Source organism: Pseudobutyrivibrio sp. AR14, from assembly GCF_900101325.1.
Taxonomy (GTDB): domain Bacteria; phylum Bacillota; class Clostridia; order Lachnospirales; family Lachnospiraceae; genus Pseudobutyrivibrio.
Genome location: NZ_FMUY01000005.1, coordinates 34,919 through 48,616 on the forward strand (window position 1 = coordinate 34,919; position 13,698 = coordinate 48,616).

The following is a 13,698-nucleotide window of genomic DNA, read 5'->3' on the forward strand; positions in this document are numbered from 1 at the left end:
TAGTTCGAAAGGAGAACAACCTATGCTAAACATAAGCGGAATCCATCAGGGATTTGTTCTTGACCATATTAAGGCTGGCGAATCCATGACAATATACAACGACTTACATCTTGCAAATCTTGGCTGTGACTGTACAGTTGCCATGATTATGAATGCTAAGTCCAACAAAATGGGAAGAAAGGACATCATCAAAATCGAATGTCCAATTGAGCGAGTTGATTTAGATATTCTCGGTTTTATCGACCACAATATCACTTGCAATATCATTAAAGACGACGCAATCGTAGAGAAGAGACAGCTTTCCCTTCCAAAAGAGATAAAAAATGTAATCTCTTGCAAGAACCCACGTTGCATCAGCACTGTGGAGCAAGAGCTTGATCAGATTTTCATTCTCACAGACCCTGAGAATGAAGTATATCGTTGCAAGTATTGCGAAGAGAAATACACAGGAACTAAATAAATAAAAAAGGCAGCATCCTCTGATGCTGCTTTTTTAATCTCTTGTTTCCATTACGATGAGGTACCCCTCACCTTCAAACCATATTTTACCCTCGTCCTCGACAACTTCATTGCTGACAGTAAGGGTGTTGAAGCCCTCAATTGTAGCGTCTTTAAGAGGATATTTAAACCCCTCCATTGTAACACCTGTAACTGGACCCATGTAAGGAAATACAGAAACATACAGCCCTGGCTTATTATCAACTATGTGTACAGTGACTGGCTTTATCACTGAAATACTATTATGGGAATCTAGCAAAATAACATATCGATCATTTTTAACACCCATAGCAAGGAGTGCTATATTTCCAAAAATATGATCTACTCTACTACCTGTACCACCAAGTATGAATATAGACTCATCAGGCTCTGCCATAGCCATTGCCTTAACAAGAGCCGCTTCCACATCAGTGTCATCCTTCACCGGATTAAGCCGCTTGATTTCAACACCTGCAGCTTTGGCCCGCTCTACAACACCGACTTCTGCAGAATCAAAATCTCCTATCAATGCATCAGGAACGACGCCTAGCTTTTCGCAGGCCTCATATCCCTTATCGCAGGCAAAGATATACATTTTATCTCTTTCGCGCTGGCTCAAAAAATCCTTTGCAAACTCTAAATCAATTGTGCCACCTGCAATTATTACATATCTCATTTATTATTCTCCAAAAAGCTAAAATAAGACCCATTAGCTTTAGAATTATTCCATTTTTGCTAAAAGGGCTTCTGTATTTGACTTAATATCACCATTAAACACAGCCGAACCAGCAACGATGATATTGGCTCCTGCCTCTAATACATCCTCGATAGTGTCCATGTTAATTCCGCCATCTACCTCGATGTCAATCTTAAGCTTCTTCTGACGAGCAAGTACTGAAAGCTCTCTAACTTTATCTAAAGTATATGGAATCAAACTCTGACCGCCAAAACCTGGATTAACAGTCATCACAAGAACCATATCTACCTTTTCAAGAACATGTGTAATCTCTGAAATAGGAGTAGCTGGATTAATTGCAACTCCAGCCATCACTCCACAGCTTTTAATTAAATCAATTGTAGCATCTAGATGCTTGCATGCTTCTGCATGAACTGTGATAATATCTGCCCCAGCCTCGGCAAATTCCTTAACATAATTCTCTGGGTTAACAATCATAAGATGCACATCAAAAAGTCTGTCAGTGTATTTACGAATAGTTCTAAGTACTGGAAGTCCAAAGCTGATGCTTGGGACAAATACTCCATCCATTACATCAAAGTGAACATATTGAGCTCCAGCCTCATCAATAATCTCCAACTGTTCCTTAAGTATTCCAAAATCTGCCGATAAAATTGATGGCGCTAAACATTTTTCCATATGATTCTCTCCTAATAATTTGGAATTACCCCTACTATTCTCCTAATAATTATAACATCTTACAGGGCTAGACTTAAGCAAATCCCTGTAAGTAATTATCTATATTTTGAATTCTGCTGCTGTACCATTTCAGAATATATCTGCAAATAGTTCTCATATCGACTAGCAGCTATCTCACCTTTCTCAACAGCCTCTTTTACCCCGCAGCCTGGCTCCTTGTAGTGAACACAACCGCCGAATCGGCAGTGCTGCTCAGGCTCAATAAACTCTGGAAACAATGAATAAAGCTCAACAGGATCACACTTAGGTACAAATAATGATGAAAAGCCTGGTGTGTCCATGATGTAGGTGTCATCGCCAAGATATAAAAGCTCTGAATGTCTAGTGGTGTGCTTGCCTCGACCAATTTTGGCTGAGACCTCGCCAGTCTCCATGGAATGGCCCTCAGTGAGAAGATTAACTATAGAGCTCTTCCCAACGCCTGATGGTCCAGCAACGGTAGATGTCTTTCCTTTGAGAACCTCTCTGATTTTATCGATTCCCTCTTCATTTTTAGCAGAGGTGAAAATCACCTTGTAGCCAGCCCGCTCATAGGTATCACGAATCTGCTTTTGAAAATCATCATCAACCAAATCATCCTTATTAAAGCAAATCACTACAGGTACATCCTGTTCTTCCATCATACATAAAAATCTATCAAGAAGATTGAGATTTGGTTCAGGATTCTTAGTCGCAAAAATGAGCAATGCTTGATCCACATTAGCCACCGCAGGTCTAATAAGCTCAGACTTGCGTGGACCAATGCTAATAACATTGCCCGTCTTCTCCTCCTCAGAGATGATGTCTATCTCAACATCATCTCCTACTAGAGGCTTAATCTTATCTTTTCTAAATGCGCCCTTGGCTTTGCATTCGTATACACCAGAATCCACTACATAAACATAGTAGAAACCAGCGATACCTTTAATAATTTTACCCTGCATTAATTTGGTGTTCCCTGTACAGTTTGTGTTGATGTTTCCTTCTTGTCATCAAGAGTGATTGTATTACCATCTTCTGTAGTAAAGGTTGGTGTATAAGTCAGAGTAATTGTAAGCTCTGAACGTGTTACGTCAGAAATATTGATTGCACCATTCTTTGGAATAGTACCTGATTTATTAAGCTCAACTATTGAGTATGTACACTCTCCATCGTATGGATTAGCAATACTATAGCTGTATGTAGTCTCCTTCTTACCCTTGCTGATTACAAGTGTAATCTTTGAATGAGCCTCAACACTCTCACCTGCCTCAATAGACTGGCTGATAACGCGGCCCTCAGCCACATCATCTGAGTACTCCTGAGAAGTGCTTGTAACCACAATACCGATAGTTGTAAGCTGCTCTGTAGCCTCAGCCTGTGTCAATCCAACTACACTAGGAACTGTAACTTCCTCTCCATCGGTAGTCTCCTCTGGCTGTGTCTGCGCTGGCTGAGATGAACCACCTGACTCTCCTGACTCACCAGAATCTCCTGATGACTCCTGTCCAGCAACTGTAAGTCTAAGTGTATCCTTAAGTGAGAACTCTTCGCCCTCTTTTGTAGACTGTTCAAGGACTGTGCCGTCTTCCTCTGAACTAGAGTCGTAGATGACCTTGATATTGTCCTCGTCAAGACCAAGCTCTGCAAGCTTACCAACAGCCTCCTCATACTGAGTTCCCTCGACATTAATCATTTTTACCTTTTTAGCTCCAAAATTAAATAAGCCAAAAACGTTGCCGAGAATTGCAACTAATATAGCTACAATGGCGATACCTGCAATGATACCAGAGATGGTAAGAATCTTGTCCATCTTAGACTCATCCTCTTCCTCATCATCGTAGTACTCATCATCGTCGTAGTACTCGTCATCGTCGTAGTACTCGTCATCATCATCGTACTCATCATTGAATGTAAGGGCCTCAGCTGCCTTCTTGGCGATAGTCTCCTCTGGCTCTAAATTAACCTTTGACATAACCTGAGTCTTGCCAAGCTCTGAGGACTCCATGATAGTAACGAAATTCTCATCAGGGCTAACAAGTGCCTTCTTTAAATCCATAAGAAGATCAGAGATAGTATTGTAACGTCTATCTGGGCTCTTCATTGTTGCCTTCATAATGATTCTCTCAAGAGAAATAGGTAGGTCTGGAGCGTAAGCTGAAGGTGCAACCATCTCCTCCTGAAGATGCTGAATAGCGATTGCTACAGTATTGTCTCCGTCAAAAGGAACACGGCCTGTAACCATCTCATACATAACAATACCAAGAGAATATATATCACTCTTGCCATCTACAAAACCATTTCTAGCCTGCTCTGGTGATGAATAATGAACAGAACCCATCACATCAGCATGGATAGTATTAGAGCTTGCAGCTCTAGCAATACCAAAGTCTGTAACCTTAACCTTACCTTCTGTAGAAATAATGATATTCTGTGGCTTGATATCACGGTGAATAATGCCCTTCTGATGAGCTGCCTCGATACCACGGCCAACCTGAATCGCAATAGAGATAGCCTCCTTGAAATTAAGCTGTCCCTTCTTCTCGATATATGTCTTTAAAGTAATACCCTCGACGTATTCCATAACAATGAAATACATGCCGTTTTCAGAACCTACATCGTAAATGTTGACGATGTTTGGATGCTCCAAACCTGCAGCTGACTGAGCCTCAGTCCTAAACTTTGCTACGAAAGTAGCATCCTCCGAAAACTCCTGCTTTAATATCTTAATAGCTACTTCTCTTCCGAGAATGTGATCCTTGGCACGATAGACATCAGACATACCGCCTGATCCAACTCTATCTATTACCTCATATCTGTCTGCTATAAAAACGCCTTGTGTAATCATGTATTCTCCTTTTTGTAAGATTATTCAACAATAATAACTGAGATATTGTCCTTGCCACCGTAGCTATTTGCCAGTTCCACTAAACGAGTGGCACGGTCTTCAATACTGTCCGCTGATTTGAGTATTGAAAGAATCTCTTTGTCTGAAACCATATTTGTAAGACCGTCTGAACACAGTAAAATATGCTCACGGCCCTTAAGAGCAACATCAAAATAATCTGCAGCAATAGCGCTCTCAGCGCCAACTGCTCTTGTAATCATATTTTTACGCTTGTCAGTGCGAGCATCATCTTCATCAAGCTCTCCTGTGCGAACAAGCTCTGCAACAACCGAGTGATCCTTGGTCACTTGCAATACCTTGGATGAGTTGGCAACATACAGTCTACTGTCACCTACATTTGCCACGAATAAGTGACCATCTATAATGGTGGCCATAACAAGTGTAGTACCCATACCTGCCTTGCCAGGGTCTGATTTAGACTCAGCGTAAATCAGATTGTTAGCAGTCTGAATTGCCTCTTCAAGAATTCTAACAGGCTCTGTCTCTTTTGACTTCTTTATGCAATTAATAATTGTCTCGACGCATTTTGCAGAAGCATAATCGCCTGCCAGTTCTCCGCCCATACCATCGGCAACCAAATATAAATTAGGTAACTTGCCAACAGCTGTGTCTGAATAAAAGATGGCATCCTGATTAACCTTACGCTTAATACCTACATCAGTTTTTGCACAACTTATCATTAAATAGTCCCTTTCGAAGCGTCCATTTTGCGCTTTCTCAACTGTCCACAGGCCCCGTCAATATCCCGGCCCATTTCCCTTCTAATAGTAGCATTATTGACATATTTTTCAATCTTTTTTTGGAACGCATAGGCTCTGTCCATGCTAGGACTAACGAAATCTCGTTCCTTGATTGGGTTGACTGGAATCAGATTAACATGGCAATTAAGATGGCCAATTAACTCTCCTAATTCCTTTGCATCCTCATCACGATCATTGACTCCACCCACAAGTGAGTATTCAAATGTGATGCGCCTTCCAGTCTTCTCAAAGTAATACTGACATGCATCTATAAGCTCGTGAATATCGTATTTGTTAGCGATGGGCATAAGCTCAGCTCTCTTAGCCTGATTAGGTGCATGGAGAGAAATTGCAAGAGTGATTGTTAAATCCTCCTCTGCCAACTGTTTGATTTTAGGAACAATGCCACAAGTGGACACTGTAATATTTCTCTGAGAAATGTTCAGTCCATTCTCATCAGATAATAGTCTAACAAATTTTACTATATTATCATAGTTGTCCATAGGCTCGCCTGTGCCCATGACAACAACATTAGAAACTCTCTCACCAGTATCTCTTTGGATAGCATATATCTGGCCAAGCATCTCAGAAGGAGTCAGATTTCTCACCCAACCATCCAAAGTAGATGCGCAAAAGCGACAGCCCATTTTACATCCCACCTGAGATGAAATGCATACAGAATTGCCGTGCTTGTAGCTCATCCACACACTCTCTACCATCTCGCCATCGTATAATCTAAAAAGATATTTTCTGGTGTCATCAATTTTAGAAATCTGTAAATCTATCTGCTCAAGATTATGATAATTGCATTTATCAAGTAGCTTTTCCTTAAGGGACTTTGGAATATTTTTCATCTCATCATAGTCTAATGCCAGATGCTGATGCATCCATTCATAGAGCTGCTTTGCTCTAAATTTGGGCTCACCTAAATCCCCTGTAACATAATCTGTAAGCTCTATTAAATTAAAAGATCTAATATCAACTAATTCTTTTTCATTACACATATAAAAAATCCATCATGTTCTCTGTCAGGTAAAAGCTGGGTCATCTTTTCCATCTTAAAATCCTTATGTGATGATAAGAAGTGCTCTACCTGATTTTCATTTTCATCTTTATTGATGGTGCATGTGCTATAGCACAATACTCCACCATCCTTAACATACTCACAAACAGTATCAAGTATCTGTCCCTGGAGAGCAACAAGCTCGGCAAGGGTATCTTCTGTCTGATTGTATTTTATATCTGGCTTTTTCCTAATAATTCCCAATCCAGAACAAGGTAAATCCGCAATTACGATATCGTATTTGCGAACTGCATCTTCATCAAGAACAGTGGCATCCCATTTGACTGCAGTCACATTAGTAGCACCAGTTCTATTAATATTCTCCTGAATAAGGGAGACCTTGGCGTCTGTTAAATCTCTAGCAACAACCAGTCCATCACTTGCCAATTCTCCACAGTGGAGAGCCTTGCCTCCAGGAGCAGAGCATACATCAATAATATGGTCTGTAGCCTTAACGCCTGCTAACTTTGGCACTAGCTGGGAAGAATAATCCTGAACGTAAAACAGCCCCTTCTTAAATGCATCTAGGGACGCCAATGAATCGTAGCCTGATATATACAAAGCGCTGTCAAGTGAATCGCATATACGAACCTTAACTCCAGATTCCTCTAAGTTCTTTACTAAATCTTCTCTAGTAATCTTAGATGTGTTAACTCTTACGCAAAGATCCTGTGGCTCCAAAAAGCCAGCCATAATGGCCTCGGCCTCATCTACCCCGTAGTCTTTTGTCCATTTATCTACTAGCCACTGAGGTATTGAGTACTTGACGTCTAGCTCTTTAAATTCTATTTTTTCTTTATTTCTAGAAATATTTCTAAGAACACCATTTACAAATCCAGAAAGACCTGCAAATCCTCTCTTTTTCGCCAGCTTAACATACTCGTTGCAAGTGGCAGAATCAGGAACTGCGTCCATATAGAATATCTCATAAACTCCCATTCGAATAATGGTACGAATGAGAGGTTTCATCTTTTTTGCTTTTGTTTTAGAAAAACTGTCGATAATGTAATCCAGCTGGATTTTCCTCTCAACAGTGCCATTTACCAGGCGATTGATAAAGGCCCTCTCGTTTTTATCCAGATAGGAATATTTATCAAGGACAGCCTTTAGGTAAATATGCGAAAACTGACCATGCTCCAATATTTCAATCAAAGTCTCAAGGGCGATTTCTCTATTGCTAATTCCTGCCATTTAATAACCTCGTTTACTTCATAACTCTAGATTAACATCCAAAGTAATAGGTATTATTCTCTATTTGAAGAGAATGTTGCTCCCGCTTCAAGTGCATTACCTCTAAGGAAATCACCTGCATTCATACGCTTCTTGCCCTCAAGCTGAAGCTCATTTATCTCAAGAGCCTGCTTGCCACATGCTACCGTAAATACGTTTTTATCTACAGAAATAATAGTACCTGGAGCACCAGTCTTATCTACCACTGTGGCCTTCCAGATTTTCACCTGCTTGCCATTTAAAAATGTAAATGCTGATGGCCATGGATTGAGGCCTCTAATAAGGCGCTCTATTTCTTCCGCTGGCTTGCTCCAGTCAATATTTCCCATTTCCTTTTTAATCATGCCAACGTGTGTGGCCTGTGATTCATCCTGAGGAACAGGAGTAATCTCACCTCTTTCAAGAGCCTCGATAGTTTTAACTGCAAGCTTGCCACCATCAAGTGCCAATTTATCAAATAAGCTGCCGCCTGTCTCGTCAGCTGCAAGCTCTACCTCTGATTTAAGGAGCATATCTCCATCATCAAGCCCTGGCCCCATAAGCATAGTTGTATTACCAGATACTCTCTCGCCATTTATAACTGCCCACTGAATTGGAGCGGCGCCGCGATACTTAGGAAGAAGCGAGCCATGGACATTTACACATCCAAGACGTGGCATATCAAGAATTACCTTTGGTAAAATCTGGCCAAATGCAGCTACAACAAACACATCCGCCTCATATTGCTTAAGATACTCCACTGATTCCTCAGCTCTGATTTTAACTGGCTGATATACGGGAATATCATGCGCCATAGCAAACTCCTTAACCGGAGTAGGCTGAAGCTTGCCGCTACGTCCCTTTGGCTTGTCTGGCTGACTAACTACAAGTATTACCTCATGACCAGCCTCATATATTGCCTTTAATGTCTCCACCGCAAAATCCGGTGTACCCATGAAAACTACTTTCATCTATATCGAGTCCTTTCAAAAAGCCTACTATAAATTACACTGTAAAACTCCATCAGTGCAAAAAGCAAAAAAATAAACGTCCTAAACAGACACAATAAGTGTACCATTTTAGGACGTTTTTGTACAATCTGCCGGCTTTTTAGACAGCTGCTGCCCCTAAAACAGGCATCAACTATTATTCCACAACCACTGTAAAATCAACTATAGATGCATCAAAATACTCATCTGCAAGCTGGGTGTATTTCTCATCATTTTCTAAAGTCTCTTCTTCACCATCACCTTCTTGATAGTAGTATGTTTCGCTTCCATCTACTCCATAATCAACACCAGCTGTAGCCACATGAACAAGCTCACTGTTTTCTATAGTGTACTTGCTGATTGAGTGACCTCTTCCTACATATAAAACGCCATCCTCTACCGCAATAGGATAAGCTGTTCCTGCAGCAACCACACTTCCAATTTCTGTAGGCACACCATCAATATAACAAAAGATTATGGAATCAATAGATGCCATATGACCTTCTTGATCATCATAAGTCATATCACACACAAGAAGAACATCCTCATCACCAATTTTTTCGTTGGCATAGCCCATTCCAGGCTCAAGTTTTTTATCTACTATCTGAGTGAAAGTATCGCAACCAGAAATATCAATTTCTGGAAGTGCTGGCTCTTCCTCATCAGTGCTGTCCACTTCTTCTACAGCCTCAGTCTGCTCCTGCGAAGCTGCTGATTCTATAGCATCTTCAACTGCTTGCTGCTCTTCTTCAGGTACTACAGCCTCTTCAGTCTTTCCACATCCAAATGCTAATACCATAGATGCAACAATAGGTACTATTGCTAATCTCTTTTTCATAAAATTACCTCCGAAATCCCGTCTAAACATGTAATAGCTTCCGGTACACAAAAATTGTACCCAATATAAATATAACACTTTTCAGTAAAAATGCTTAAAGACATTCTAACTCCTTTAGCCACATAGCTGCGCTGGCATCTGATGGCATTCTAAGGTCTCCCCTTGGCGATACTGCAACCGAGCCCACCTTAGGGCCATCTGGAAGACAGCTTCTCTTAAAGTGTTGTGCAAAAAATCTCTTACAAAAAATCTTTTCCCATTTTAATATTTCTTCATCCGAATACTGATTCATAAATGCGATTTTTGCCAAACGATATATCTTAGCGGGACTCTGCTGAAGTCTAAGCATATGGTAAATGAAGAAATCATGCAGTTCGTATGGTCCCACCAAATCTTCTGTTTTCTGGGATATTTCTCCTTTGGTTGGAGGTAATAGTTCTGGAGACACAGGTGTATCCAACACATCATAGAGAGTTTTACTTAAAACATCTTTTTCACAAGTATCTGCATAATATTGAACTAAATATCTAACTAGAGTCTTTGGAATGGAAACATTTACAGCATACATAGACATATGGTCACCATTATATGTTGCCCATCCAAGTGCAAGCTCCGACAAATCACCTGTACCAATTACAATGCCATTTTCTTTGTTAGCTATATCCATCAAAATCTGAGTACGCTCTCTAGCCTGACTATTTTCATAAGTTACATCGTGATTATTTGGATCCTGTTCTATATCATTAAAATGCTGCTCTACCGCATTTACGATACTAACTTCCTTAAATGTAGCTCCAATCTCTTTTATTAATCTGACTGCGTTGTCATAGGTTCTGTCTGTGGTTCCAAATCCAGGCATGGTCACAGCAACTATTCCTTTTCGATTGAGACCTAAATAGTCAAAAGCTTTTGCAGTAACAAGTAGTGCAAGTGTAGAATCAAGTCCGCCAGAAATACCTATTACTGCTGTCTTACATCCTATATGCTCTAGTCTCTTTTTTAGCCCCATTGCCTGAATAGTAAGAATTTCATTGCTTCGCAATTCACGCTCCGCTAGCATTGAAGGAACAAATGGCTTCGGTTCTATAATTCGTGTCAAATTCGTCTCAATTATTTCTAGAGTGAAATTCGTATATACGTATCTATTTTCATTATTCTGCGAAATCTGATAAGTCGTCATTTTCCTCCGCTCCGCTTCTAGATACTTAGTATCAATTTCTGAAACAGTCATTTCTTCCCCAAAAAGCTTTGATTCCGAAAGGATTTTACCATTTTCAGATATGATATTATGTCCGGAATAGACTACATCCTGAGTAGATTCACTAGGACCTGCTGATGTATATATATATCCACACACAAGCCGCGCTGACTGGCTATTAACGAGATTTCTTCTATATCTGGCCTTTCCTATAATCTGATCAGAAGCAGATAAATTTACAATTACATTTGCCCCTTCTAAACAATGATTAACACTAGGTGGATTTGGCACCCACAAATCCTCGCATAGCTCTACTGCGATTCTAAGAGATGGCATATCCTCACAAGTGAAAATTTGATTTGTTCCAAAAGGTATTTCTTCCCCCTCTATTACTATTGTGGTTTGAATATCTTTTCCTGACATAAAATGCCTTGCTTCATAAAATTCACTGTAGTTAGGCAAAAATATCTTAGGCACTATTCCCTGTATTTTCCCCCTAGAGATTGCTGCTGCAACATTGTAAAGCTTTCCATTAAAAGCTAATGGCAAGCCCACAAATATTATTCCATCAATATTCCTACTATAATTTTTTATAGTCTTTAAGCCACATTTTGCTGCTTCAAGCAAAGCATCCTGCAAAAACAAATCCTGACAAGTATAGCCTGTAATGCTAAGTTCTGGAAACACCATTACCTTAGCATCCTTTTCCGCTGCCTCTTGTATTCTCTTCACTATTTCCTGGCAGTTATAATCCACGTCAGCAACTTTAACATTAGGAGTTATTGCTGCCACTTTTACGAAACCGTCTTTCAATTCTATTTCTCCTTTTTAATAACTTTTTAGCAAACAAAAAAGCAGACAATGAGTCCCTTTTAGACTTCATTGTCTGCTTGATATTATATTATCACTATCTAGCAGCAAATTACAACAAACCAACTCTCCTATGCATGTAAATAAACTGGTTTCATCTGCTCATTTTTGGGATTGATTTTCACTTCCTCTCTAACTGGTTCAAAAAATCTTTCATACCAAATTAAGAATACATATACACACCAAATATATCTCCAGTAATCTCCCTTATCAGACACATGCTTTTCTAGCATCCGCACTAACATCTTACTGTTAAAGAATTTCTTTGCAGTTTGGCTTTCAAATGCATCTTTTATTCTCTGATGATATGGCTCTTCTTTTATCCAGTCTCTAATAGGTACTGGGAAGCCTTTTTTCATTCTATTTGCAGGCTCTTCTCCTACTACCTTTTTTGCACATTTTCTAAAAGCAATTTTTGTCTCTTCTTTATTTGCTCTGTAAGCTACCGGTATACGGCTGGCTACATCAAAAACTTCCTTATCCAAAAATGGAACTCTAACCTCTAGACTATGAGCCATGCTCATTTTATCCGCCTTCAGCAAAATATCTCCTACTAACCACTGATTCAAATCAGTCATCTGCATGTAATTTATATCATCTTCTACCGAATCAGTTGTGTGTGCTGACAAAGTAATCTTTTTCTTATCTGCTCCAACATAGTTTTTAAGCAGCTTTCTCTTTTCCTTCTCAGAGAACAGGCATGTAGGTCCAATATATCTTTCCTTTACAGAGCTAGCATGACGTACAAGGAAATTTCTGCCGCGCATTGGAGGTAATAATTCTGCAATGGCTCCAATTCCCTTTCTTATGATAGGATTTATTTTATTATAGCCCTGCCACATAAATGGTTCTTTATAGACATTGTATCCGCCAAACAGCTCATCTGCTCCTTCTCCCGAAAGACAAACTTTTACATGCTTAGAGGCCTCTTCATTCAAGAAGAAAAGCGATATACTTGCTGCATCAGCAAGTGGCTCATCCATATAGTACTGAACATCTTTAACTCTATCGAAAAATTCTGTTTTACCAAGAATTCTTGAGTAATTCTTATAATCCTCTGACTTAGGAAAGCTTCTAATTTTCGATGATTCATCATATCTTTCTTCTTCATAGCCAAGAGTAAATGTCTTGTCTACCTTTGAAACTGCAGATAAATATGTAGAATCAACTCCTGAAGAAAGAAAGCTTCCAACCTCCACATCACTTATCTTGTGAGCCTTAACAGAATCTTCCATAATCTCACTTATCTTATCTGCAAATCCATCTATTGATGTTTCTTTATCTTCGTTTTGAACTGGATACCAATACTGAACCAGTTCCATTTCCTCACCACGTCTAATCAAATAATGTGCTGGAGGCAACTTAAAAACGTTTTTAAAGAAAGTCTCATTGCCTGGCGAATACTGATAAGATAAATAGCGTTCTAATTGCTTTGTATTTAACTCTTTTTCAAAATCAGGATGTTCAAGAAAACTCTTTATCTCACTTCCAAACATGAAATTTCCATCTTTTAAATAATAGTAAAATGGCTTGATTCCAAAATAATCTCGTGCACAGAAAAGTTCTTTATTTTTTGCATCCCAAATAACAAAGGAGAACATTCCCCTGAGTTTTTTAGGTAATTCATATCTCCACTCCTCGAAACCATGAATTAAAACTTCTGTATCACATTTTGTTTTAAATTCATGTCCTTTTGCCACCAACTGAATCCTTAACTCTTTGTGATTATAGATTTCTCCATTAAAGGCACATACTATGGATTGGTCTTCATTTTTCATAGGCTGCTCGCCACCATCCACATCAATAATTGCCAATCTTCTATGTCCTATTGCAATATTCGCATCATAATAAAGCCCACTTCCATCTGGTCCTCTATGGGCAATTCTATCCATCATTTTTTCTAATACTGATACATGAACCATTTTATTCTGCTTCTGTGTATAACCAACTATTCCACACATAAAATAGCACCTCCTTACTCATATAACATGATAATAAAGAGGTGCATCTATA

General features: G+C 39.4%; 12 protein-coding genes. 1 reads left to right on the plus strand and 11 read right to left on the minus strand.

The window, feature by feature from the left end; all coding sequences use genetic code 11:
* The first annotated feature begins 22 nt into the window (after window positions 1-22).
* Entirely contained in the window at window positions 23-460 is a 438-nt protein-coding gene (locus BLP50_RS05735; protein WP_090152373.1) for an aspartate carbamoyltransferase regulatory subunit, read from the plus strand.
* A 33-nt stretch (window positions 461-493) separates the two neighbouring features.
* Here BLP50_RS05735 and BLP50_RS05740 read toward each other — a convergent pair whose 3' ends face one another.
* The 11 genes from BLP50_RS05740 to asnB form a co-directional block, all read right to left on the minus strand.
* Entirely contained in the window at window positions 494-1,153 is a 660-nt protein-coding gene (locus tag BLP50_RS05740; protein ID WP_090152377.1) for a thiamine diphosphokinase, read from the minus strand.
* A 45-nt stretch (window positions 1,154-1,198) separates the two neighbouring features.
* A complete protein-coding gene (gene rpe, locus BLP50_RS05745) occupies window positions 1,199-1,852 on the minus strand; it encodes a ribulose-phosphate 3-epimerase (RefSeq protein ID WP_090152385.1) in 654 nt (217 codons plus the stop codon).
* Between the two features lie 95 nt (window positions 1,853-1,947).
* The gene (gene rsgA, locus BLP50_RS05750; RefSeq protein ID WP_090152387.1) at window positions 1,948-2,835 is read right to left on the minus strand and encodes a ribosome small subunit-dependent GTPase A; all 888 of its coding nucleotides are present in this window, start codon (window positions 2,833-2,835) and stop codon (window positions 1,948-1,950) included.
* Window positions 2,835-4,718, minus strand: a complete 1,884-nt coding sequence (gene pknB / locus BLP50_RS05755) for a Stk1 family PASTA domain-containing Ser/Thr kinase (RefSeq protein ID WP_090152390.1) — start codon at window positions 4,716-4,718, stop codon at window positions 2,835-2,837. Before pknB ends, rsgA begins: the two co-directional genes overlap by 1 nt.
* A gap of 20 nt (window positions 4,719-4,738) precedes the next feature.
* Window positions 4,739-5,458, minus strand: a complete 720-nt coding sequence (locus tag BLP50_RS05760) for a Stp1/IreP family PP2C-type Ser/Thr phosphatase (RefSeq protein WP_090152393.1) — start codon at window positions 5,456-5,458, stop codon at window positions 4,739-4,741.
* Window positions 5,458-6,522: a dual-specificity RNA methyltransferase RlmN gene (rlmN, locus tag BLP50_RS05765; RefSeq protein ID WP_090152396.1), complete on the minus strand. Its 1,065-nt coding sequence runs from the start codon at window positions 6,520-6,522 to the stop codon at window positions 5,458-5,460. Before rlmN ends, BLP50_RS05760 begins: the two co-directional genes overlap by 1 nt.
* Window positions 6,501-7,772 carry a 16S rRNA (cytosine(967)-C(5))-methyltransferase RsmB gene (rsmB, locus tag BLP50_RS05770; RefSeq protein WP_090152399.1) on the minus strand — a complete coding sequence of 424 codons (1,272 nt, stop codon included), beginning with the start codon at window positions 7,770-7,772 and terminating at the stop codon, window positions 6,501-6,503. Before rsmB ends, rlmN begins: the two co-directional genes overlap by 22 nt.
* A 53-nt stretch (window positions 7,773-7,825) precedes the next feature.
* Complete coding sequence (gene fmt, locus BLP50_RS05775) at window positions 7,826-8,761, minus strand: methionyl-tRNA formyltransferase (protein WP_090152403.1); 936 nt, start codon at window positions 8,759-8,761, stop codon at window positions 7,826-7,828.
* A 175-nt stretch (window positions 8,762-8,936) separates the two neighbouring features.
* Window positions 8,937-9,617 carry a hypothetical protein gene (locus BLP50_RS05780; RefSeq protein ID WP_090152406.1) on the minus strand — a complete coding sequence of 227 codons (681 nt, stop codon included), beginning with the start codon at window positions 9,615-9,617 and terminating at the stop codon, window positions 8,937-8,939.
* Window positions 9,618-9,711: 94 nt separating this feature from the next.
* Window positions 9,712-11,628, minus strand: a complete 1,917-nt coding sequence (locus BLP50_RS05785) for an NAD(+) synthase (RefSeq protein WP_090152412.1) — start codon at window positions 11,626-11,628, stop codon at window positions 9,712-9,714.
* 128 nt (window positions 11,629-11,756) lie between these two features.
* The gene (gene asnB, locus BLP50_RS05790) at window positions 11,757-13,646 is read right to left on the minus strand and encodes an asparagine synthase (glutamine-hydrolyzing) (RefSeq protein WP_090152414.1); all 1,890 of its coding nucleotides are present in this window, start codon (window positions 13,644-13,646) and stop codon (window positions 11,757-11,759) included.
* Window positions 13,647-13,698: the final 52 nt, after the last annotated feature.